Here is a 22,341-nt window from a genome sequence, read left to right on the forward strand (position 1 = left end):
TTGACAAGCGATTTGGTCTTCAATAGTATGGTATACCATAAGATTGAGGGTAAAAGGGAAGTTTTCCAGATGCCCTCCCGATCGACCACAGAGGATTCGATGAAGCCGGCCATCCGAAAGATCGTTACCTATGTTGAGAACACGCTGATTGAAGGCGGCAAGGTGGCCCCCCGGCCGCTGCGCCTGATCGGCGTGGCGGCAGTGCTCGACAATCCCTGGGCCGGGCGCGGTTTCACTGAGGACCTTTCTCCCGAGATCCGCGCCTATGCGCCGGTTCTGGGGGAGGTGCTGACCCGTGAAATCCTCGCAGTTGCGGGATCCGGCGAAGCGATCGAAGGCTACGGCAAGGCCGCAATCTGCGGCACATCGGGCGAGATCGAGCATGCCTCCGCGCTCATCCATACGCTGCATTTCGGCAACCACTATCGGCGTGCCGTCGGCGCCAAGACCTATCTTGCCTTCACCAACCTGCGTGGCGGGCCGAACACGCCGATCATGATCCCGCTCATGGACAAGAACGATGACGGCCGGCGTTCGCACTACCTGACGGTGCATTTCCAGATCGGCGACGCGCCGGCGCCGGACGAGCTGGTGGTGGCACTTGGCGCCTCAATCGGCGGACGACCGCATCATCGCATCGGCGACCGCTACCAGGATCTCAAGGAGGTCGGCGACCTGCATGGCTGAGCTGACGAACCGTGGTTGGCATCGTGGAACGGCGCCTGACGGCACCGGCTTCATCCGTGCCGGATCCGGCGCGCCGGTCCTCCTCATCCACGGCGTCGGCATGACCGCGGCGATCTGGGAGCCCCAGATCGAGCTGATGAAGGCCAGACGGGATGTGATCGCGATCGACATGCTGGGGCATGGACAGTCCCCGCTGCCGCCCAAGGACGCCAGCCTTGGCGACTATGCCGGACAGGCAATCCGGCTTCTTGATCACCTTGGCCTGGAAGCCGTCTCGATCGTTGGCCATTCGATGGGTGCGCTGGTCGGGCAGGAAATCGCTCTCGATGCACCCGAACGGGTCCGCAGCCTCGTGTCGCTCAACGCGGTCTTTCGCCGCCCGGCCGACCTTGCCCAGGCAGTGCGCCAGCGCGCCGCCGAACTGAATGGCGCGGAAAACCCGTCAGGGACGGACGCAACGATCGCGCGCTGGTTCGGCAACCCCGTCCCCGACAGCCTGGCCGAGGCCGCAAGGACAACGCGCGCTGCACTGCAGAGCGTCAACCCGGACGGCTATGCGCGCACCTACCGACTTTTCGCCCATGCCGATGCGACGCATGGCGATCGTCTCTCCGGTCTCGCGGTGCCGGCCCTGTTCATGACCGGCTCGCAGGACAAGAATTCGTCACCTGCGATGTCGGCGGCGATGGCCCGCCTCGCGCCGCGCGGTCGCTGCGTCGTTCTGGAGGACGAACGACATATGATGGCCGTAGCCTCGCCTGACGTGGTCACACGGTGCATTGTCGATTTTCTTGAGAGCAACGGCGCAAGCACATCGGCGCGACCGGCGGTCGACACAGCCTTCGACGCGGGCGAATTCAGGCGGGCGCTCGGTTCCTTCCTGACCGGCGTTACCATCGTCACCGCGATCGGGCCGGAAGGAGAGCCGCGAGGCTTCACTGCCAATTCGTTTACATCCGTTTCGCTCGATCCGCCGCTTGTGCTGGTCTGCATCGCCAAGAAAGCGCTGGGTCATCCGGTGTTTTCGACCTCGAAGTGCTTTGCCGTCAACGTGCTCTCGGAGGAACAGCGAGCCGCATCCGGCGTCTTCGCTTCGAAATCGCGGGACAAGTTCTCGGCTGTCGAGTGGCGCTTCGGCCCGACCGGCAGCCCGCTACTCGCTGGATCGGTGGCGACGTTCGACTGTGACATGGAGCAGTTGGTCGACGCCGGCGACCATTCGATCCTCATCGGCCGCGTTCGCGAATTTTCCCACAATTCATCGCAGCCGCTCGGCTACTGCCGTGGCGCCTATGTCTCGCCCGGTCTCAGCCAGGAAGCGCTGGCGGCCGCGCCTCCGGACATGGAGGTTGGCGCCATCCTCGAAGATGAAGGCCGCGTGCTGTTCTTCGAAACCGTCGACGGCTTTTTCGAATTGCCGGCGGGCCGAGGGCTGGGGACACCCGGCGACACGCGAAGCCTTAGGGGATGCCTCGCTGCGAAAGCTGTCGACGCCCATCTCGGATTCCTGTTTGCGGTCTGGGATGACGCAGCAAATCCATCGCGAACGCATGTCTACTACCGCGGCACGGTTGACGCGCCGCACTCCAGCGACGGCAAGGTCCGGCTCGTCGACATCGACAGGATTGCCGGACTGAACATCGCCGATGCTGCTGTGCGCTCGATGCTCGCCCGCTACGTTCGCGAATGTCGGGAGGACGCGTTTGGAGTCTATGTCGGCAACGAGGTTGAAGGTGAAGTCCGTCCGCTCGCCAAGCCGGTGTCCATGAACACTTCCGATCCGGGTCAACAGATATGAAGTTTTCGCTCTTCGTCCATATGGAACGCTCGGACCCGGCAAAGCCGCATGCCGAGCTCATCGACGAGCTAGAGGAACTGGTCCTGATGGCTGAGGCGGCAGGCTTCGAGACAGCCTGGATCGGCGAGCACCACGGCATGGAGTTCACCATCTCGCCAAACCCGTTCATCAACATCGCCTATCTCGGCGCCAGGACGAAGCGCATCCGGCTCGGCACAGGAACGGTGATCGCGCCGTTCTGGCATCCGATCAAGCTCGCCGGCGAGGCAGCCATGACCGATGTCGTCACCGGCGGCCGGCTCGACATCGGCATCGCGCGCGGCGCCTACAGCTACGAATATCAACGCCTGTTCCCGGGGCTCGACGCCTGGGGCGCGGGCCAGCGCATGCGCGAGATCATCCCGGCCATCAAGGGCCTCTGGGACGGCGATTTCGAGATGTCCGGCGAATTCTGGTCGTTTCCCTCGACCACATCGTCGCCCAAGCCGGTGCAAAAGCCGCACCCGCCGATCTGGGTGGCGGCGCGCGATCCGAACTCGCACGACTTCGCCGTGTCCAACGGCTGCAACGTCCAGGTGACGCCACTCGCCTCCGGCGATGGCGATGTCACCAGCCTGATGGAACGCTTCAACGCGGCGTGCGCTGCGCATCCCGACATGGCCCGCCCCGACATCATGCTGCTGATGCACACATTCGTTGCCGAAGACGCCGCCGATGCGGAGCAGCTGACGAAGGACCTGTCGCTGTTCTACTGCCAGTTCGGCGCGTGGTTCCAGAACAAGAAGCCTGTTCGCCAAGGGATATTGGAAGCGCTCACCGATGACGAGATTGCGGCCATGCCGCAATACGCGCCGGATAAAATCCGACAGAACCTGGTCATCGGCGAAGCCGAAGAGGTGATCACCCGGCTGAAAGCATACGAGGCGCTCGGCTACGACCAATATTCGATCTGGATCGACAGCGGCCTGCCACACGAGCGCAAGAAAAAGTCGCTGCAGCTGTTTGTCGACAAGGTGATGCCGGCCTTCGGGCATGGGAGGCCGCAATGACCCTTGTGGCCTTCAGGAACTTCATAGATGGGGCGTTCGATACGCCGACAGCCACCTTCGAAAGCACCGATCCGTCAACCGGAGCTCCCTGGGCGACGATGCCCGCCGCAACGGAAGCCGATGTCGACCGCGCCGTCGAAGCGGCGCACCGGACTTTGCGCTCCGCCGCGTGGGCATCGCTGACGGCGACGGCGCGCGGCAAGCTACTGGTGCGCCTCGGCGATCTGGTCGTCGCCAATGCCGGCCGCCTGGCCGAACTGGAAACGCGCGACACCGGCAAGATCATCCGCGAGACCCGCGCCCAGATCGCCTATGTCGGCGACTACTACCGCTACTATGGCGGGCTTGCCGACAAGCATGAAGGCTCGCATGTGCCTATCGACAAGGCCGATATGGACGTCACCATCAGGCGCGAGCCGATCGGCGTCGTCGCTGCCGTCGTGCCGTGGAATTCGCAGCTCTTCCTCTCGGCCGTCAAGCTCGGTCCGGCGCTGGCGGCCGGCTGCACGGTCGTCTTGAAAGCCTCGGAAGACGGCCCAGCGCCGCTGCTGGCCTTCGCCGAACTCGTTCACGAGGCCGGATTTCCCGCCGGAAGCGTCAACATACTGACCGGGTTCGGGCACGATTGCGGCCGGCGCCTGACAAGTCACCCGCTGGTTTCACGCGTCGCCTTCACCGGCGGGCCTACGACCGCTCGCGCTATCGTCCGCAACACGGCGGAAAATCTCGCCTACACGACGCTGGAGCTGGGCGGGAAAAGCCCGGTTGTCGTTTTCGCCGACGCAGACCTGGACAGTGCGGCCAACGCGGTCGTGGCCGGGATTTTCGCGGCGTCTGGACAAAGCTGTGTCGCCGGCTCGCGGCTGCTTGTCGAGCGTTCGATAAAGGCCGAGTTCCTGGACAGGCTGAAGCGCAAGGCCGAGGCCATCAAAATTGGTGATCCGCAGGATCCGGCCACCGAAATGGGACCACTGGCAACGCCACACCAGCGGGAATGGATCGAAAAGATCGTTGCCGAGAGCCTCGCCAAGGGCGGGACGCTGGTCACCGGCGGAAAAAGGCCCGACGATCACCCGCACGGCTTCTACTACGCGCCGACCATCATCGACGCCGAGGATTCAGCGCTGCCCTGCGTGCGGGAAGAATTGTTCGGTCCGGTGCTCAGCGTTCTCGCCTTCGACACGGAAGCTGAAGCCCTAGCGCTTGCCAACGATACGCCGTTCGGCCTCGCCTCGGGCGTGTTCACCACCAATCTCGCCAAGGCGCACCGCATGGCGCGCGACATCCATGCCGGCGTCGTCTGGGTCAACACATACCGTGCCGTTTCGCCGCTCGTGCCGTTCGGCGGCTATGGTCAGTCAGGGCTCGGCCGTGAGGGCGGACTTGACGCCATCCGCGATTACACGCGCTCGAAATCCGTCTGGATACGGATATCCGACGAGCCGATCCCGGACCCGTTCGTCATGCGATGAGGGCAGCGACAATCGCGCAATTTCATAAAAAACAAGAAACCAAGCAACCAACAGAGGAGAATGACATGAAACTGATTTTGACCGGCATCCTGGCCGGACTCTTGGCAGCCACTGCCGCGCATGCCGATGAAATGGTGTTCACCAGTTGGGGCGGAACCACCCAGGAGGCGCAGACCAAATCCTGGGCTGCTCCGTTCGAAGCGAGTTCCGGCATCAAGGTCCTGCAGGACGGCCCGACGGACTACGGCAAGCTGAAGGCCATGGTGGAAGGCGGCAGCGTCGCCTGGGATGTCGTCGATGTCGAAATGGATTTCGCCATCAAAGCGGCCAAGGACGGCCTGCTGGAACCGATCGATTTCAACGTCGTGCCGAAAGCCGATCTCGATCCTCGCTTCACCACCGACCATGCGGTCGGCAGCTTCTACTATTCATTCGTTCTTGCCTGGAACAAAGGGGCGGTGTCGGGCGAGCCAACCGGCTGGGCCGACATGTTCGACCTGACGAAATTTCCCGGCAAGCGCACCTTCTATAAATGGTCGGCGCCAGGCGTCATCGAAATCGCGCTGCTGGCCGACGGCGTGCCTGCAGACAAGCTCTATCCGCTCGACCTCGATCGGGCGTTCAAGAAACTCGACACGATCAAATCGGAAATCGTCTGGTGGGACAGCGGCGCGCAGTCGCAACAGCTGATCGCCTCCGGTGAAGCGGCCTTCGGGCAGCTCTGGAACGGACGTGTCTTCGCCCTCAAGCAGGACGGCGCCGATATCGGCGCATCCTGGGATCAGAACATGACTGCCGCCGACGTGCTCGTCATCCCCAAGGGTTCGAAGAACAAGGCGAGCGCCATGAAATTCCTGGCAGCTGCGACAAGCCCGAAAAGCCAGGCAATGTTTGCTGAAGCAAGCGGCTACGCCCCCATCAATACGGCAGCCAAAGCCGAAATGCCGGCCGATGTCGTCAAGTCGCTGCCGGACGCCTATGTCGACGGGCAGATCAACCTCGACATGAACTACTGGGCTGAAAACCGCGATAAGATCGCGGAGCGTTGGTACGCCTGGCAGGCCAAATAGCCTGGCATCACCCATGAACCGGCGGGGCGCCGCTAGGCGTCCCGCCTGAGCTGCCGGGATCATCGCCATGTCGGGCAATTTGCTTCATCGACTGCCAATCCTCCGAAGGCCAGACGGCGTCGGCGGCGCCTTGCCAGCGCTGACCCTCATCACCCTGTTCTTCGTGGTGCCGGTCGTCGCACTGCTGTTGCGCAGCGTAACCGAACCCGTACCGGGCCTGCAGAACTACGCCATCCTGTTTGGCGACGGCACCTATGCGCGGGTCTTCTTCAACACCTTTCTGGTCGCCACCGTCGTCACGGCCGTCACCGTCATCGTGGCGTTTCCGGTCGCCTGGATGCTGGCGATCATGCCGCCCGCCCTCGGCTCGATCGTCTTCGGAATCATCATCCTGTCGATGTGGACCAATCTGCTCACCCGCACCTATGCCTGGATGGTGCTGCTTCAACGCACCGGCGTCATCAACCGGACGCTGATGGATATCGGCCTGATCAGCGAGCCGCTGCCGCTGATCAACAACCTGACCGGCGTCACCATCGGCATGGTCTACATCATGCTGCCGTTCATGATACTGCCACTGGTCGGAACCCTGCGCGCCATCGATCCGATGACGCTGCGTGCCGCCGCCCTGTGCGGTGCGAGCCCGTTCGAGGCCTTCCGCCGCATTCTGCTGCCATTGTCGCTTCCGGGAATCGCTGCAGGCGGCCTGATGGTTTTCGTCATGTCGCTCGGCTATTTCGTGACGCCGACGCTACTCGGCGGCACCTCCAACATGATGCTCGCCGCAATGATCGCCCAGATGATCCAGTCCTTGCTCAACTGGGGGCTGGGAAGCGCGGCGGCTTTCATCCTGCTTTTGGTCACCATGGGGCTCTACGCGCTGCAACTGCGCCTCGTCGGCGCCAAGCGCATGACAGGAGGGATCTGAGATGCTGCTCGACTACGACCGGCTGGGCTGGCTGCGCGCAGCACTTCTGGGTTTCACCGGCCTGGTTGCCGCGTTTCTGCTGCTGCCGGTGGTGTTCATCGTGCTGCTGTCGTTCGGATCGTCGCGGTGGCTGGCTTTTCCGCCGCCCGGCTGGACGCTGAAATGGTATGAGGAGCTCTTCGCCGATCCGGCGTGGCTCGAAGCGGCGCTGACCAGCGCGCGCATTGCCACCATGGCCGCGATTCTTGCCGTCGTCATCGGGCTCCTGGCTTCTTTCGCCCTGGTCAGGGGACAGTTTCGGGGGCGCAACACGCTTCGCGGCCTGCTGCTGACGCCAATGGTGCTGCCGGTCGTGGTCTTCGCCATCGCCATCTATGCATTGTTCCTGCGGATCGGGCTCGGCGGCACCACGGCAGGCTTCGTCATCGCCCACACAGTCCTGGCACTCCCCTTCGCCATCATTCCCATCACCGCGGCACTCGAAGGTTTCGACAAATCCATCGAGGATGCGGCGATCGTCTGCGGAGCAAGCCCATTCGAAGCAAAACTGCGGGTTACCTTGCCGGCCATCAAGATCGGGATCTTCTCGGCGGCGATCTTCGCCTTTCTCGCCTCGTGGGACGAGGTGGTGGTCGCGATCTTCATGGCCAGCCCCACCTTGCAGACCTTGCCGGTCAAGATCTGGGGCAGCCTGCGCCAGGATCTCAGCCCGGTCATCGCCGCTGCCTCCAGCCTTCTCGTTCTTCTGACGCTGAGCCTGATGATCGTAACCGCACTCATTCGGCGGAAATTGTCGAAATGACCGAACCGTTCCTCTCCATTCGCGACCTGCGCAAGGCGTTCGGCAGCTTCGTCGCCGTGGACGACGTCACCATCGATATACCCAAGGGCGAGTTCCTGACCTTTCTCGGCCCTTCCGGATCCGGCAAATCGACGACGCTCTACGCGATCGCCGGCTTTCAGCAGCCGACATCCGGCGACGTTCTTCTCGAAGGCAGGTCGTTGCTGTCGGTGCCGTCGCACAAACGCAACATCGGCATGGTGTTCCAGCGCTACACGCTGTTCCAGCATCTCACCGTCGCCGAGAATGTTGCCTTTCCGTTGCGCGTGCGCCGCCGGCCGGACGCCGAGGTGAACCGAAAGGTCGCCGAGATGCTGTCGCTGGTGCGGCTCGAGAGTTTCGGCGGCCGATATCCTGGCGCGCTTTCCGGCGGACAGCAGCAGCGCGTGGCGCTTGCCCGGGCGCTGGCCTACGATCCGCCGATCCTTTTGATGGACGAGCCGCTTTCGGCGCTCGACAAGAAGCTGCGCGAGGAAATCCAGGCCGAGATACGACGCATCCACCGCGAAACCGGTGTAACGATCCTTTACGTCACTCACGATCAGGACGAGGCGCTGCATCTTTCGGATCGCATCGCCTTGTTTCGGGACGGGCGCATCGAGCAGATCGGCACCGGTGAGGACCTCTATCTGAGACCGGCGAGCGAATTCGTCGCCAGCTTCATCGGAAATTCCAATTTCCTGCCGGCTGAGCATCTTGAAACCGTCAACGGCTCCGCCACGATCCGCCTGGCCGATGGCTCGGTCGTCTCCGGCGTCAGGATCGATCAGGACTTCAGCCATGGTCAGAAGACCCGGCTGATGGTGCGGCCGGAAGCGTTTCGGCTGAGGCCCGGCCCGGCCACTGCCGGGCTTGCGGTCGAATTCATCGACACCGCCTTCTTCGGCGAGCGGCGGCGAGTCATCGCGCGCACGGCCGCCGGCCAGGAGATCGACGTCAGGCCGACATCCGATATGGCAGAAGCACAGGAAGGCAGCGCCCCAAGCAGTCGGCAGATCTTTTTCGATCCTGCCGCCGCATTTCTGTTTCCAGCCTGACAGACGCGCTGCCGGCCTGGAACGACATCCCAGGCAGCCGGCGGCTCGATGGTGACGCCGTATTTGGCGGCATGCCAGCAACGGTCGCGGCGTCCAATTCCCCAAACATCTGATCAAGGCCGCAACTCGGCGCGCAAAGGACGAGCACGCGCGCCGGGCTTGTCGCCGACATTGGCGCGGGGCCGTGTGCGCCTTGATGGAATTGGACAGGTTGAAATTTCCTCGGCTTTGTCCACTTTCGGTATCAACTGGCCGCATGGTGCGATCTCCGGCGAAACCAGCGCGATCGAATTGACGAAAAAATACCGTCAAAGGTGCTGGAGATAACGTTGAAGAGCGTGGCGGCCTGAAGCGCAATTTGGGATGTTGCGTACCGAGGTTACGTCGGCTGCAAGTTGAGTTTTGGCCGCAAAAGCATCGCCTATGCGCCGCCAGACCGACAGCCTCGGGCGCAGCGCTCTGTAGCAGAGACCGCCGGCGTTGCGCCGGTTCTTGTTCGCGATACCTGGAGCATCTGATGCCGACCCGCCCCTATGCCATCCTTGAAGCGCCGTCCTCGCTGGGTCTGGCGACCGACGGCGTTGAGGCCTTGCCCGGTCGGCTGCTGGAACTGGGCCTCGCCGAGCGCATCCATGCGCGCCGTGCCGGGCGGCTGGCCGTTCCGCCGAAAGACCCGAAGCCCGACCCTGCCACCCTGACGCTGAATGCCAACGCGATCGCGGCGTGGTCGCCCAAGCTCGCCGACGCCGTGGAGGAGCTGCTGGACGCGGGCGAATTCCCGGTGGTGCTGGGCGGCGACTGTACGATCGTGCTAGGTCCGATGCTCGCGCTGCGCCGGCGCGGCCGCTACGGCCTGTTCTTTATCGACGGCCACGCCGACTTCTTCCAGCCCGAGGCCGAGCCCAATGGCGAAGGCGCGTCCATGGACCTGGCCTTCGTCACCGGCTACGGGCCGGCGCTGCTGACCGACCTGGAGGACCGCCGTCCGTTGGTGCGTCCCGAGGACGCTGTCGCCTTCGCATTTCGCGACCATGAGGACCAGGCCGAATTCGGCAGCCAGCCTTTGCCAGCCGAGCTCATGGCCTACGATCTCCACGCCATCCGCCGCCTGGGCGTCGAAGCCGCCGCCCGGGCGGCCGCTGGCCACCTGACGCGGGCGGAACTCGACGGCTTCTTCATCCATCTAGACGCCGATTGTCTCGACGATGCGATCATGCCGGCGGTCGATTTCCGCGTACCGGGCGGGCTGTCGTGGGACGAACTGTCGGCGGCGCTCCGGATCATCCTGGCGAGCGGCAAGGCGGTCGGACTCGAGGTCACCATCTACAATCCGCGCCTTGACGAGGACGGCAGCGCCGGCCGTCGCCTTGCCGATGTCCTGGCGGTGGCTCTCGGCACAGCCGCGCCCGCTTAATATTGAAATCAATAACAAAAAATTGCTGACGGCGGGCAAATCCGACACCGTGACCCATTCACCTGGACCGGCGCTTTTCTCTGTTGATGAAATCAAGGATCAGGTGAGCTGCCGCTTCCGCGCGGGTTTCGAGCAGGAGATGACCGGCGTCGAGGATATGGGCGTCCATACGGGGAAGCGCCTCGATCCAACTCATGGTTTCGGCGAGTTCGAAGAAAGGGTCATGGCGACCCCATACCATCAGGGCAGGCGGCTTGTAGGTTTGCAGATAGCCCTGGATCTCTGCGAAGCGGCGCACATAGTTTCCATAGTCCGCCACGAGGGCACGTTGTGCCTCGAGCCGTCCCGGCAGGCTCATCACGCGCCAGTCCTCATCCCAGTTTTCGGCAGCGATGGCCTTTGCGATATCGTCGGGCAGGCCCCCGACATACTGATACCGCATCCCTTCCCAGGTCAGATGAGCGGTGGCGGCGGCCTCATTCTCCGCGGTGGGGTTCGACCAATAGGCGATGGTGTCTGCCCATTGGCGGCCGAACCCACTGGTATGAGCGTTGCAATTCTGGATGATCAGACCCGTCACCAGCGCGGGCGCATGCATCGCGACATGAAAGCCGACTGGCGCGCCGAAATCGTGAAGGTAGATGAAGCGAGGACCGACGGAGAAGTGGTCGAGGACTTCGAGGATTGCGTTCCCCATTGCTTCGAAGGACATCGAGGCGAACACATCGGACTCGCCGAACCCCGGAAGATCGGGAGCGATGACGAACAGGTCGTCGAGGAGCATCGGGGCCAGACGCCGGAACGTGCGCGCTGAGCTGGGAAAGCCGTGCAGCAGCAATAGAGCGGGACTGGAGGGATCCCCTCCGACATCAACTGCGAGAGGGCTTCCGTCCATGACACGAAGATAGTGCCGGATCATCGCAGGCCTCCTTCTCTCACCGAGCCATTGCTCGTTTCGCCCGCCGTTCTCCCGGATTTATTCTAAATCTATGGGTTACGTCGCGCCATAGCGTGCTTGGAGATACGCACTCCCACTCGATTGCTTTGAGGGACAATTTATCTTCGTCAAACACAGGCACCGTCGGACTCTTCGGGAATCCCAGCCTTCCACCTGTCACCCGAACGAGAATCCCGCCTTACCCGCCGCCGGGATGATGGCAAGCAACCAGGCGACCGTCTCCCGTTCTCTGCAGAAGCGGACGCTCGTTGCGGCACGTGGAAGTAGCAGCCGGGCAACGGGTGTGAAACCGACACCCGGAGGGTGGGTTCATCGGGCTCGGCAAGTCACCCTCCAGGACGAGCCGCGCGCGCCGCGCCCGATCGACACTAGGTATCGGTACTGCGGAACGCAGTGCCGCAGTGTAGTGATGCCTGGGTGCGGCAAAGACCAGATCGGTCGGCCCGCTCTCCACGATCGATCCCAGATACATGACGGCCACTCGCGTCGAAATCTGACGCACTACGGACAGATCATGGGCGATGAATACATAGGTCAGGTTGAACTCCTCGCGGAGATCGGCGAGCAGATTGACGATCTGGGCCTGGATCGAAACGTCGAGCGCCGAGACCGGCTCGTCGGCCACGATCATCCGTGGCCGGAGTGCCAGAGCGCGAGCAATGCCGATACGCTGGCGCTGGCCGCCCGAGAATTCGTGGGGATAGCGCGACGCGTGCTCGGGGGACAATTCGACCCGGCGCAGAAGCTCGGCGACGCGGTCCGCCATTTCCGATGCCGAGAGGCGCTCATGGATGCGGAACGGATCGGCCAAAAGATCGCCGACCCGCCGACGCGGATTGAGCGAGGCGCTCGGATCTTGAAAGACCATCTGCATCTGCCGCCGCAACGGACGGAGCTGACGCTGGGACGCGTCGGTAATGTCGCGGCCCTCGAACTCCAGCGAACCGGAGGTGATATCGGTCAGACGCACTAGGCATCGGCCAAGAGTGGATTTGCCGCAACCGGACTCCCCGACGATGCCAAGCGTTTCCCCCGGCCAGATGTCGAGCGATACCGTGTCGACCGCCTGGACCGTCCGGCGCTGCGCCGGGAAGATCGAGCGGCCGACGTGATAGTGTTTCGAAAGGTCGCTGGTCCGGAGCAGCGGGCGCTCCCGCAGCACGCCGCTCATACTGGCGTCTCGATGCTGGCAACCTCGCGGATATGGAATCGCTTGCGGCTGGTTTCCGGCAATGCGCAAGCAGCACGATGGCCGTTCCCGCCGACAAGCGGGGGCTGGACAATGCAGGCATCGTGGTGAAAGGCGCAACGAGGCCCGAAGGCGCAGCCTTTCGGCAGGTTGGAGAGGGAAGGCGGAGCTCCCGGAATCCCGGCGAGCCGTGCCGGACGCTCGCCATCCATCGGCGGGATCGAGCCGAACAGTCCCCATGTGTAGGGATGCAGCGGCGTCCGGAACACGCTGCCTTTGCTACCCTCCTCGACGAAGCGTCCGCCATACATGACCATGACCCGATCCGCGACCTGAGCGACGACGCCAAGATCGTGAGTGACCAGGATCACCGCCGAGCCGAACTGGTCACGCAGCCGTCCGATCAGCTCGAGGATCTGCGCCTGCACGGTCACGTCCAGGGCCGTGGTCGGTTCATCCGCGACGAGCAGCGCCGGGTTGCACGAGAGCGCCATCGCAATCACCGCCCGCTGGCGCATGCCGCCGGAGAGCTGATGCGGATAGCCGTCGACGACCCGATCCGGATTCGCAATGCCGACCGCATCCAGCAACTGCACCGCCCTCGCCCGCGCCGCCCGTGCCGACACGTTCTCATGCGCGCGCACCTGCTCGCAGATCTGGTTGCCGATCGTGTGCACCGGGGTAAGCGCCGACAGCGGATCCTGGAAGATCATGGCGATCTGGCGGCCGCGAATGGCATCGAGCGCACGCCGGTTGAGCCCGATCAGTTCCTGTCCCATGAAACGGATTGAACCGGAGACAACGGCATTGGGGCTGTCGATCAGCCCCATGATGGCGAGCAAGGTCTGGCTTTTGCCCGAACCGGATTCGCCGACGACCCCGACGATCTCCCGCTGCTCGACGGCAAACGAGACGCCTGCCACTGCCCGCACCAGGCCCGCGTCGCTACGGAAGGATATCGTGAGACCCTCGACGACGAGAAGAGGAACGTCAGCGGACATCGCGGACCCTCGGGTCGATGAAGACGAAGACGGTATCGACGACGAAGTTTGCCATGACCACGAAGAAGGAGGCGTAGATCACCGTGGCAAGGATCATCGGCAGATCGAGGGTCTGCAGTGCCTCATAAGTCAATTTCCCGACGCCCTGCAATCCAAAGACCACTTCGGTCAACAGCGCACCGCCACCGACCAGCGCACCGAAATCGAGGCCGAACATGGTGACGAATGCCACTAGTGAGGTTCTGAGGCCGTGATGCAGCAGCACCCGCCGTTCGCCGATCCCCTTGGCCCGCGCGGTGCGGATGAAATCCTCCTGCATCATCTCGATCAGGCTTGCCCGCAGCACCCGTCCGTAGAGGCCGACATAAAGGGTTGCCAGCGTGAACCACGGAATGACGAGCGCCTTGAACCAGCCCCAGGGGTCCTTCGTCAGGGGAATGTAGCCGAGGGGAGGAACCCAGGAAAACAGCCAGGTGTCATGCCAGCGGCTCTGTGTCAGCAGATTGGCGACCTCGCCGAGCCAGAAGACCGGAATAGACACTCCAATCAGGCTCAGGATCATCAGCGCCCGGTCGATGAACGTGCCGCGCGTCGCACCGGCGATCACCCCGACAATCAGTCCGCCCAGCACCCAAAGCACCGCGGCGCCGCCCACCAGCGACAGCGTAACGGGAATGGCGCCTATCACCGCGGGAATCACGCGCTGCCCGCGATTGACGAAGGAGGTGAGATCGCGGCTGACGAAAAGCCGGTTCATCATCAGCCCATATTGCACCGGCAATGGCCGGTCGAGACCAAAATCGTGGCGGACCTGGATCAATGTCTCCTGGGAGGCATTGCGGCCGGCAATGCGGGCCGAGGGATCGGCACCGGGCGTGGCAAAGAAGATCAGGAAAGCGACGACGCTGATGCCGAACATCACCAGCACCATCTGGCTGAGCCGGAAACTCAGGGCGGCAAGCACTAGATGCCCCTCGGCGAGGATTTTGGATCGAGCGCGTCGCGCACGCCGTCACCCAGAATGTTGAGAGCAAGTACGGTGACGACAATGGCAAGCCCGGGCGCCAGCGCCACGATCGGCCTGGAATAGAGCAGGCCCTGACCGTCCTGGATGATCGTGCCCCAGCTGGCATCCGGCGGCTGCACGCCGATCGACAGGAACGACAGCGAGGATTCCGTCATCATGTTGAGTGCCAGGATCAACGGCACGAAAACGATGATGCGCGTCACCACATTTGGCATGATGTCGCGCAGCAGGATGCGCCAGGGCGCCGCGCCAAGCCCGGTCGCCGCGGTCACAAACTCGGCCTGCATCAAGGTCAGGACATGGCCGCGGATCGGCCGTGCCACGTAGGGCACATAGACGATACCGATGATGAACACCGGTAGCCACAAGCTGCCGGAGCGGATTTCGAACGGACCGATCTGGATGCTCTGCGCAATCAGCACGATAGACAACGAAATCGCCAGCAGGAAAATGGGAAAGGCCCAGAGCACATCGAGAATGCGCGACAAGCTGATGTCGACGATACCGCCGAAGAATCCGGACACCACCCCCAGAAAGGTCGCCAGGGTGAGGCACAGCACAGCGGCAGCACCCGAGATCAACAGCGAATCCCGCCCGCCATAAAGCAGTCGCGCCGCGACGTCACGGCCCTGATTGTCGGCGCCGAGCAGATAGGGGCCGATCCTCCAGGTGGGCCCAATCGGCGTCATGCCAAGGCCGAGGCCTTCGGTGGAAGGCTGCAATACCGGCTGGTCAATCCCATCGATGACGATCTCGCCATTGAGATTGGTCACGAACGGATCGGTGTGGGAGACATAGTGCGCATAGAGCGGCGCCGCCAGCGAGGCGATCACGATCACGACGAGCACGCCGAATGCCGCTATTGCCGAACGATCGGCTTTAAGCTTGCGCCATGCCGTGCGCCATGGGCCATCGGCGGCCTGGCGGACCGGGGCGGCAGGCTGGTCCGCAATGACATTGACCATGAACAGGATTGCCTAGGAAAAATCTCGACCTGGAAGATGCGCTGATCCGGCGGAAAAGGAAATGCGACGGAGCGCCGGCGGCACTCCGTCGCATCGGCTCCCGGAGATCATTCCACCCAGGACTGGCTGACGATCCAGTAGAATTGCGGGCTGAAGGTGAAGTTCTTCAGCCTGGAAGAGACGACATCGACCCGCTTGGGTGTGAACAGCACAGCGATCGGGGCCTTGTCCGTCACCGCCTTGTCGATGGCGGTCCAGAGCGTTGCGCCCTTGGCCGGGTCGGCGATGGTGGCTGTTTCTGCTTCGGCCATCGCTGCGTCGATCGACTTGTCGCAGAACCCGGAAATGTTGACCGACGCGTCCGAGCCCGGCGTGAACGAGGCACAGCTGAACAGCACTTCCAGAAAATTGGATGGCGCCGGGTAATCCTGGAACCATTGCGAGACCGAGATCTGCACCTTGTTGTTGGTGTTCTGGATGTAGGTGAACTGGATGTTCTGCGAGATCGGCTTGACCGATGTCTTGTAGCCGAGCTGGTTGAGCACGTCCTGCAGATAGACCCCGATCGCCTTCGAGACGGTGCTGTCCTCGGTGATGATCGTCACCTCCTGACCTGCGGTTCCCGATGCGGCAACCAATTGCTTGGCCTTGTCCATATCCGGCGCCGACCACTTTTCGCCCGGATTGGCGGTGAATGGGCAATACGGCGCAAATGATGGGAAGCCCGGCGGCAGGATCTGGCAGGCCGGCTGCGCCAGATTGCTGCCGCCAAAGAGCTTGACGATCGCGGCGCGGTCGATGGCGAAGTTCACCGCCTGACGAACACGGATGTCATTGAACGGCGCCAGATTGTTGTTCATCGGCGCATACCACATCGCCGTCAGCGGATGCACCGTGACCTGCTTGGCATATTTGGTGCCGAGTTCGGTGAGACGATCCGCCGGCGGCGGATCGAACATCCAGTCCGCCTGCCCATTCTCGACCGCCGTCACCGCCGCTTCGTCGGTGAGGCCGAATTCGTAGTCGATCTCGTCCGGATACCCTGCCGGCTGGGCTTCCTTGCTCCATTCCTTGAAGTGAGGGTTGCGCACCATTTTCATCAGCTTGTTCGGATCATAGCTCGCGATCATGTAGGGCCCGGTGCCCGGGATCGGATCAGTGCCGGCATCTTTGAGCGGCGCGCCTGCCGGTAGGATCGCGGCGTGCGGAATGGCGATCTTCTGCAGGAACTCGGCATCCGGCTGGACCAGGTTGAAGGTGACCGTTCCGGCTGCGTCGTCAACCGACAGGCCGCCTTCGAGGGTGCATGTGGCGGGTGTTTTCAAACACGCATCGGCGCCGATGGTGCCATTGTAGAAGGTCCCGGCCGTCGGCCCGCTGATCTTGAAGATGCGCTGGAACGAAGCCATCACATCCTTGCTGGTGACGTCCGAGCCGTCGGCGAACTTGATGCCTTTGCGCAGCTTGAAGACATAGGTCTTACCGCCGTTTTCGACCTGCGGCAGGGTTTCGGCGAGATCCGCGACAACCTCGAAGCCGGTCTTGTCTCCGGCCTTTTTGTAGGTCAAGAGACCATCGTAGAGGATATAGTTCATCTGGAAAAACTGCAGCGTGTAATTGATGTGCGGATCGGCGGTGCCGGCGGCTGCATTGGCCAGCAAGCGGAGCGTGCCGCCGGGCTCGCCTTCGGCGGCCAAGGCACTGCTCGGCGGCGACACGATCGTCATGCCGAGCAGAGCCAGGCCGGGTATCAACGCTGCCAGTGCCTTTTGGGCTGCAGGTGCCTTTTGGGGTCGCATGGTTGTGTTCCTCGTGGAAAGCGAGTCGACTTGCCAGGCTAGACGCAATCATCGACCGCGGCGTGGCTGGAAATGATGTTGGGTTGCGGGTAGTCTCCGCGAGTTCGCCCAATCGCAAAAAGACTACGACCAGCGAAGCCAGACAGGATAGCTATTAAGATAGATAGGTCGAGAGGCCGGCCTAAGCCTATTTATTGAGCACTCGGACGACATGGTTGTTTGACAAGCAATAGCCAGCGGGTAAGCTTGCCGGATGCAGGGGTTTTCAGGCGATCTAGAGAGCCGGTTCCGAACAGGAATGAGCATCGACGCTGCCATGGCGGTGGCGACCGATGTGCTGGAGCCCGTCGGGTTCACCTCCTTCATCTATGATTATACGCCTGTGCCCGTCAGCCATCAGGGCGACCTGATCACGCCCTCGCTGATGGCTCTGCACAACGTGCCGCGCGACATGCAGGATCTCTGGTGCAAAGGCGGGTACTATCAACTTGACCCCGTGCAGGAAGCAGCGCTCGCCGTATCGAGGCCGTTCCTCTGGTCGCACAAAGGCGTTCAGAGCACGGTCATGCAGCACGTGCTTCGGTCCAGGCATGATCCCGTGATCAGTTATCTGCTCGACACCAGGATGACCTGCGGCGTCACCGTGCCCATCCGTCTTGCCGGCGGGGATCTGGCCACCTTCACCGCGATCCGCGCCGACCCCGAGACCGGGTTCGAGGCCGAAGCAAGGCAGTTCATCGCCGAAATCGGTGATCTGGGCCGTCTCTTGCATGATTCCGTCTATGCCGGTTTCGATGCCGGAATCCGCACCTGCCAATATGTCCATCTGACGTCGCGCGAGCGTCAGTGCCTGCGCCTCGCCGCCGCCGGACTGACGGCCAAGCAGGTCGCGCGCGAGATTGGCCGCGCGGTGCCGACTGCAACGCTGCATCTCAACGCGGCGACACGCAAGCTTGGCGCGCGCAACCGCTTCCACGCCATCGCGCTGGCTGCCCACTACCGGCTGCTCGAGCCGGAGCATTGAGGCTCTCCGCCTGAAGGCCACCGGCCCCTGCCAAAGCAAACCTATAAATAGTGCTAGCTGTAAATGCGCCGGGCCGCTTAGTACCGTCGCCCGCAAACAAGGCTTGGGAGGGTCCGTCACTTTGGTTCCTGCCGCGCCACGACGCGGAGCTTGGAACTGTGACGGCACATGCGACCACCGAAGGATTTAGCGACTACAAGGGCTACCGCACCTGGTATCGCGTAATCGGAGATCTCAACTCGGGCAAGCTGCCTTTGGTCGTCGCTCACGGCGGGCCGGGTTGCACTCATGACTATGTCGATTCGTTCAAGGAGCTGGCCGATACCGGGCGGGCCGTCATCCATTACGATCAGATCGGCAACGGCAAATCGACCCATCTGCCCGACAAGGGCGGCGACTTCTGGACTGTCGATTTCTTTTTGGGCGAACTCGACGCGCTGCTTGCTCACATTGGCATTACCGACCGTTACGCCCTGCTCGGCCAATCCTGGGGCGGCATACTCTCGGCCGAACATGCCGTGCGACGCCCGGCCGGGCTCAAGGCATTGATCTTGGCCAATTCGCTGGCCTCAATGACGCTATGGGTGGAAGGCGCGCTGCAATTGCGCGCCGGGCTGCCGGCCGATGTGCGAAGTGCGCTTGACCGGCACGAGGCAGCCGGGACCACCGATCACCCGGATTATGTTGCGGCAACCAAAGCCTTCTATGACCGCCACGTCTGCCGTGTCCTTCCGACGCCGCCGGAAGTCGCCCGGACATTCGCGGCAATCGACGCTGATCCGACGGTTTATCACACCATGAACGGACCCAATGAATTCCACGTCATCGGCACCATGCGGAACTGGACCATCATCGACCGGCTGCATCTGATCGAGGCGCCGACCCTGGCGTTCCGCGGATTTTACGACGAAGCGACCGAAGCCTGCGTCCAGCCCTTTCTCGATCATATTCCCGACGTCGAAGGCGTGGTCTTCCCGAATTCAAGCCATATGCCGCATGTCGAGGAGAAGGACGATTGCCTCGCCGCCGTCGGACGCTTTGTGGCCAAATACGATTGAGGCAGCCTGTCTTTGTCCAGGCCTGTCGGTGCAGGGCCGGCCATTGCATTCATCTTGATGCGGTCCGTCGTTCCTTGAGCGCCTGGGCCAGGAAATCCTTGACCGGATCGAGAACCGCGTCGCGTTCGTGGGATATGCCTGGCAGCAAATCAAAGCGTACGCGCACACCCGCTTGCTCGAACGATCGACACAACGTCCTGAGGCGTTCCGGCCGCGTTTGTCCTGCATCGTTGGCGCCCGGCATCCAATGGTTGCTGCCCTGGCCGTGCGTGATTTCCCAGGTTTCCAGGTCGGCATCGCCGACGATCATCTGGACAGGGACTCTTGCCAGCGCGGCGGCGTCGAAGGTGATGCCGAACTTCTCCGGCAGGTTGCGAATGCCCACCCACCAGTCCCGCGTGGGATCGAGCAAGGTCACCGAGCCCGGCGCGCCGATCGAAGCCGCCCATAGTCTGTCGGGATGAAGGATGGCGAAGCGATGGGTGAAATGCCCGCCGCCGGAAAATCCGAACATGGCGAAGCGGGTCCAGTCCTGACGATATTTTGCAACGACTTCCTCGACTATGGCGAGCAGCACCTGATCGTAGCGGATGTCGCCCTCGATCATGTATTTATATCCGCTGCGGGCGTCGTCGCCGAGAACGCCGATTGGGAACAGCGGGCACAAGATAGCGCAGTCGTTCCAGCGTCCGAACTCGGCGAACGCGTCGCGGAAGCCCAGGAACGAGGTGCGGCCAGTACCGTGGATGGCGACCAGCAGATCGACTTTGGCGCCTTCCCCCACCGCAGGCGGCACATACAGACAATAATGGAAGCGTGGGTCTGATTTCGAAGCAAAGATGGCGGTCGCGCCAAGATCGTATGTAGCGCGGCCGCGATCCGCGACGGATCCCGTGGCGATGCTCGTCAAGTCTACAACTCCTCAGATAGTCTTGGCATTCATGTCTAGCGTATACTGGTCGGCCCGCGTCGTGAACTGGAGGGTCCTTTCGGGCAGCCACTGGGCGACATCGTAGCCCGGGCCTATCGTATTTCCGCCGCCCTTGGCTTTCGCTCGCCGGCCAATGAGATAGCGAGTTGAACCGGTGCCAAACGTCACACGATTTCCCCGGTGGAGTGTGACGAGGGGTGCATCTCCGGAATGGTGAAAACCGGCACCTCGCCCTTGAGACCTTGAAGCTCAAAGGCACCCGCCTGAACGACCGGCATCGGCGCTCCTGCCGCAAAGCCGGGACCAAGCACCAGGGGGATGCGCAGCTTCTTGGTCGTCGATTCGAGCCGTGCCGTACGGTTCACCGGCGAGCCGATCGCCGTGTAGTCGAAGCGCCGTTCCGAGCCGAAATTGCCTACCGAGCAGATGCCCGTCTCGATGGCGACGCCGATTGCGATCGAGGGGTGGCCTTCCGCGGTGAAGGCGGCGTCTTCGCGCTTCACCCGCTCGATCAGGGCAAGCCCCGCTTCGAGCGCGCGCTCGCGATGATCCGGCTGATCAAGCGGCGCGTTCCAGAAGGCCAGCACCGCGTCGCCCATGAATTTGTCGATCGTCCCGTCGCGCTTGAGGATCTCATCGGTCGCAATGCCGAGGAAGTGGTTGACCACCTTTGCGATTTCTTGGGTATCGAGTTGTTCGCTCATCGTCGTGAAGCCGCGTATGTCGCTGAGCAGGATTGTGATCTCGCGCTTTTCGCCGGAGAGGATCGCTTCGGTGTCCGAGTTTGCGAGGCGCTGCACCACGGAAGGCGACAGATACTGGGAGAACTGCCGTGCCAAGGTGGACCGGCGCTGCTCGCTCCGCCTGTAGAGGACATAGCCTTCGAAGCCGGCTACCAGGACCGTCGCAAGCGCCGGCTGCAGCGGGTCATAGAGTGCACCCTGTATGCTGTATTCGAGAGAGCCGAACACGAACGGCGTGACCGCCAGCAGCCCCAGAGCGAGGGCGCCAAGCACGACACGTTCGGCGAGCACTCCGGAAAGCCCGATGAAAACGATGGCACTGAGGACAAACCAGAGGCGCTCGAGCATACGCGCGTGCGTCGGTTCTGTAAGATAGCGCCCGGCGAGCATCTGGCCGATTGCATCGGCGTGGATGTCTGCGCCTGGTCGCGTTGGACGCGTCGGCGTGGGCAGGTATTGCGTCAGCCCCACGGCCGACAGATCGACAATGGCGATGGCATTCCGCAGCCGCGGATCACTGTCGCCCGAAAGGATAGTGCTGGCAGATATACGTGGCGTATCCGTGGCGGTTTCCCAAAGCCGGATGCTCCCCTCCGGCTCGAGCGGCACAATGGCGCCGGCCATCCTGAGTGCATTAAACCCGGCGGCATTCATCCGGGCTATGTAGCCGTCCTGCCCGGCATAAAGGCGCAGGAGCTCGAGCGCAAAGGACGGCCAGAGCTGCACGCCTTGAGCGGTGTTGCGAAGCCACAGCAACGGCACATGGCGCAGTACGCCGTCTGGATCGGGCAATGTTCGAATGACGCCGAGGCCCGCGGCGGCGTTCGAGAATTCGGCAAGCGAGCCGGTCAAGCCGGTGAAGCCGGGAAGTGTGTCGGGTACTTGCCCGACGATCGACCAGCCGGCTTTGGGCTCTGCTTCTGAAACCGTCGCCTCGTTGCCCAGGCTGACGGCAAGCGCCGTTCGGTTTTTCGCCAGTGCCGTTGTCAGGCGCTTGTCTCCGGCGATGCCCTCAGGCGAGGTGTCGGCCTCGGGCAGCACCAGCGCAAGCCCGATCACTGCGGCGCCGGATTTGGCGATGCCATCGACCAGATCGGCCAAGAGGCCACGGTTCCAAGGCCATCGCCCATGTGCCTTGAGGCTGGCATCGTCTATCGAGACGATCACGATGGGATTGCTAGTTGCCTGGCGCGGGGCGAGAAACTGGTAGAAGTCGTACGTACGTTCGCGGAGGCGCGACAGCGGCCCGTCGAAAGCCAAATGGCAAGCGACCAGCAAGAGCACGACCGCAAGGCCTGATATTTTGCGCCTGGCAGCTTGCCGCCAATCGAACAAGGGGCTCATGCCGGT

Annotated in this window: 20 protein-coding genes; 11 read left to right on the forward strand and 9 right to left on the reverse strand. The window is 62.8% G+C overall.

Annotation, left to right across the window (positions count from 1 at the left end; translation table 11 throughout):
• The first annotated feature begins 99 nt into the window (after positions 1-99).
• The 9 genes from NKH12_RS02090 to NKH12_RS02130 all read left to right on the forward strand — a co-directional run bounded on the left by NKH12_RS02090 (position 100) and on the right by NKH12_RS02130 (position 10,296).
• Positions 100-687, forward strand: coding sequence for an amino acid synthesis family protein (locus NKH12_RS02090; protein WP_352951659.1), 588 nt, complete (start codon positions 100-102; stop codon positions 685-687).
• Positions 680-2,485, forward strand: coding sequence for an alpha/beta fold hydrolase (locus NKH12_RS02095; protein ID WP_352951660.1), 1,806 nt, complete (start codon positions 680-682; stop codon positions 2,483-2,485). Before NKH12_RS02090 ends, NKH12_RS02095 begins: the two co-directional genes overlap by 8 nt.
• Entirely contained in the window at positions 2,482-3,534 is a 1,053-nt protein-coding gene (locus NKH12_RS02100) for an LLM class flavin-dependent oxidoreductase (protein ID WP_352951661.1), read from the forward strand. The genes NKH12_RS02095 and NKH12_RS02100 overlap by 4 nt, the downstream gene beginning before the upstream one ends.
• Positions 3,531-5,006 (forward strand): aldehyde dehydrogenase, encoded by a 1,476-nt coding sequence (locus tag NKH12_RS02105; RefSeq protein WP_352951662.1) that lies wholly within the window; start codon positions 3,531-3,533, stop codon positions 5,004-5,006. Before NKH12_RS02100 ends, NKH12_RS02105 begins: the two co-directional genes overlap by 4 nt.
• Positions 5,007-5,071: 65 nt before the next feature.
• The gene (locus tag NKH12_RS02110; RefSeq protein ID WP_352951663.1) at positions 5,072-6,076 is read left to right on the forward strand and encodes an ABC transporter substrate-binding protein; all 1,005 of its coding nucleotides are present in this window, start codon (positions 5,072-5,074) and stop codon (positions 6,074-6,076) included.
• A gap of 67 nt (positions 6,077-6,143) precedes the next feature.
• Positions 6,144-7,004, forward strand: a complete 861-nt coding sequence (locus tag NKH12_RS02115) for an ABC transporter permease (protein WP_352951664.1) — start codon at positions 6,144-6,146, stop codon at positions 7,002-7,004.
• A gap of 1 nt (position 7,005) precedes the next feature.
• Complete coding sequence (locus NKH12_RS02120; RefSeq protein ID WP_352951665.1) at positions 7,006-7,806, forward strand: ABC transporter permease; 801 nt, start codon at positions 7,006-7,008, stop codon at positions 7,804-7,806.
• Positions 7,803-8,882: an ABC transporter ATP-binding protein gene (locus tag NKH12_RS02125; RefSeq protein WP_352951666.1), complete on the forward strand. Its 1,080-nt coding sequence runs from the start codon at positions 7,803-7,805 to the stop codon at positions 8,880-8,882. The genes NKH12_RS02120 and NKH12_RS02125 overlap by 4 nt, the downstream gene beginning before the upstream one ends.
• Before the next feature lie 517 nt (positions 8,883-9,399).
• Positions 9,400-10,296 (forward strand): arginase family protein, encoded by an 897-nt coding sequence (locus tag NKH12_RS02130; RefSeq protein WP_352951667.1) that lies wholly within the window; start codon positions 9,400-9,402, stop codon positions 10,294-10,296.
• A gap of 58 nt (positions 10,297-10,354) precedes the next feature.
• Here the strand turns inward: NKH12_RS02130 and NKH12_RS02135 are convergent, their stop codons facing one another.
• The 6 genes from NKH12_RS02135 to NKH12_RS02160 form a co-directional block, all read right to left on the reverse strand.
• A complete protein-coding gene (locus tag NKH12_RS02135; RefSeq protein ID WP_352951668.1) occupies positions 10,355-11,215 on the reverse strand; it encodes an alpha/beta fold hydrolase in 861 nt (286 codons plus the stop codon).
• A 217-nt stretch (positions 11,216-11,432) separates the two neighbouring features.
• Complete coding sequence (locus tag NKH12_RS02140; protein ID WP_352951669.1) at positions 11,433-12,425, reverse strand: ABC transporter ATP-binding protein; 993 nt, start codon at positions 12,423-12,425, stop codon at positions 11,433-11,435.
• The gene (locus NKH12_RS02145; RefSeq protein WP_352951670.1) at positions 12,422-13,444 is read right to left on the reverse strand and encodes an ABC transporter ATP-binding protein; all 1,023 of its coding nucleotides are present in this window, start codon (positions 13,442-13,444) and stop codon (positions 12,422-12,424) included. Before NKH12_RS02145 ends, NKH12_RS02140 begins: the two co-directional genes overlap by 4 nt.
• A complete protein-coding gene (locus tag NKH12_RS02150; protein WP_352951671.1) occupies positions 13,434-14,408 on the reverse strand; it encodes an ABC transporter permease in 975 nt (324 codons plus the stop codon). The genes NKH12_RS02145 and NKH12_RS02150 overlap by 11 nt, the downstream gene beginning before the upstream one ends.
• Positions 14,408-15,436 carry an ABC transporter permease gene (locus NKH12_RS02155; protein ID WP_352951672.1) on the reverse strand — a complete coding sequence of 343 codons (1,029 nt, stop codon included), beginning with the start codon at positions 15,434-15,436 and terminating at the stop codon, positions 14,408-14,410. The genes NKH12_RS02150 and NKH12_RS02155 overlap by 1 nt, the downstream gene beginning before the upstream one ends.
• Before the next feature lie 107 nt (positions 15,437-15,543).
• On the reverse strand, positions 15,544-17,235 hold the full coding sequence (locus NKH12_RS02160; protein ID WP_352951673.1) for an ABC transporter substrate-binding protein: 1,692 nt from the start codon (positions 17,233-17,235) through the stop codon (positions 15,544-15,546).
• 298 nt (positions 17,236-17,533) lie between these two features.
• Between NKH12_RS02160 and NKH12_RS02165 the strand changes: the two genes are divergently transcribed.
• Positions 17,534-18,259 (forward strand): helix-turn-helix transcriptional regulator, encoded by a 726-nt coding sequence (locus NKH12_RS02165; protein ID WP_352951674.1) that lies wholly within the window; start codon positions 17,534-17,536, stop codon positions 18,257-18,259.
• 158 nt (positions 18,260-18,417) lie between these two features.
• Positions 18,418-19,317, forward strand: coding sequence for a proline iminopeptidase-family hydrolase (locus NKH12_RS02170; RefSeq protein ID WP_352951675.1), 900 nt, complete (start codon positions 18,418-18,420; stop codon positions 19,315-19,317).
• A gap of 49 nt (positions 19,318-19,366) precedes the next feature.
• Here NKH12_RS02170 and NKH12_RS02175 read toward each other — a convergent pair whose 3' ends face one another.
• The 3 genes from NKH12_RS02175 to NKH12_RS02185 are packed head-to-tail and all read right to left on the reverse strand — an operon-like array spanning position 19,367 to position 22,335.
• Positions 19,367-20,227, reverse strand: coding sequence for an alpha/beta hydrolase family protein (locus NKH12_RS02175; RefSeq protein WP_352951676.1), 861 nt, complete (start codon positions 20,225-20,227; stop codon positions 19,367-19,369).
• 12 nt (positions 20,228-20,239) lie between these two features.
• A complete protein-coding gene (locus NKH12_RS02180; protein WP_352951677.1) occupies positions 20,240-20,416 on the reverse strand; it encodes a hypothetical protein in 177 nt (58 codons plus the stop codon).
• The gene (locus NKH12_RS02185) at positions 20,413-22,335 is read right to left on the reverse strand and encodes a CHASE2 domain-containing protein (protein ID WP_352951678.1); all 1,923 of its coding nucleotides are present in this window, start codon (positions 22,333-22,335) and stop codon (positions 20,413-20,415) included. Before NKH12_RS02185 ends, NKH12_RS02180 begins: the two co-directional genes overlap by 4 nt.
• Positions 22,336-22,341 lie beyond the last annotated feature (6 nt).

It is taken from the genome of Mesorhizobium sp. M1322 (assembly GCF_040318085.1).
Lineage (GTDB): Bacteria > Pseudomonadota > Alphaproteobacteria > Rhizobiales > Rhizobiaceae > Mesorhizobium.

Coding starts and splice junctions, on each gene's coding strand:
- NKH12_RS02185 (WP_352951678.1), bottom strand. CDS start 22,335: ATGAGCCCCTTGTTCGATTGGCGGCAAGCTGCCAGGCGCAAAATATCA.
- NKH12_RS02125 (WP_352951666.1), top strand. CDS start 7,803: ATGACCGAACCGTTCCTCTCCATTCGCGACCTGCGCAAGGCGTTCGGC.
- NKH12_RS02095 (WP_352951660.1), top strand. CDS start 680: ATGGCTGAGCTGACGAACCGTGGTTGGCATCGTGGAACGGCGCCTGAC.
- NKH12_RS02115 (WP_352951664.1), top strand. CDS start 6,144: ATGTCGGGCAATTTGCTTCATCGACTGCCAATCCTCCGAAGGCCAGAC.
- NKH12_RS02135 (WP_352951668.1), bottom strand. CDS start 11,215: ATGATCCGGCACTATCTTCGTGTCATGGACGGAAGCCCTCTCGCAGTT.
- NKH12_RS02120 (WP_352951665.1), top strand. CDS start 7,006: ATGCTGCTCGACTACGACCGGCTGGGCTGGCTGCGCGCAGCACTTCTG.
- NKH12_RS02100 (WP_352951661.1), top strand. CDS start 2,482: ATGAAGTTTTCGCTCTTCGTCCATATGGAACGCTCGGACCCGGCAAAG.
- NKH12_RS02090 (WP_352951659.1), top strand. CDS start 100: ATGAAGCCGGCCATCCGAAAGATCGTTACCTATGTTGAGAACACGCTG.
- NKH12_RS02145 (WP_352951670.1), bottom strand. CDS start 13,444: ATGTCCGCTGACGTTCCTCTTCTCGTCGTCGAGGGTCTCACGATATCC.
- NKH12_RS02105 (WP_352951662.1), top strand. CDS start 3,531: ATGACCCTTGTGGCCTTCAGGAACTTCATAGATGGGGCGTTCGATACG.
- NKH12_RS02140 (WP_352951669.1), bottom strand. CDS start 12,425: ATGAGCGGCGTGCTGCGGGAGCGCCCGCTGCTCCGGACCAGCGACCTT.
- NKH12_RS02110 (WP_352951663.1), top strand. CDS start 5,072: ATGAAACTGATTTTGACCGGCATCCTGGCCGGACTCTTGGCAGCCACT.
- NKH12_RS02165 (WP_352951674.1), top strand. CDS start 17,534: ATGAGCATCGACGCTGCCATGGCGGTGGCGACCGATGTGCTGGAGCCC.
- NKH12_RS02155 (WP_352951672.1), bottom strand. CDS start 15,436: ATGGTCAATGTCATTGCGGACCAGCCTGCCGCCCCGGTCCGCCAGGCC.
- NKH12_RS02130 (WP_352951667.1), top strand. CDS start 9,400: ATGCCGACCCGCCCCTATGCCATCCTTGAAGCGCCGTCCTCGCTGGGT.
- NKH12_RS02160 (WP_352951673.1), bottom strand. CDS start 17,235: ATGCGACCCCAAAAGGCACCTGCAGCCCAAAAGGCACTGGCAGCGTTG.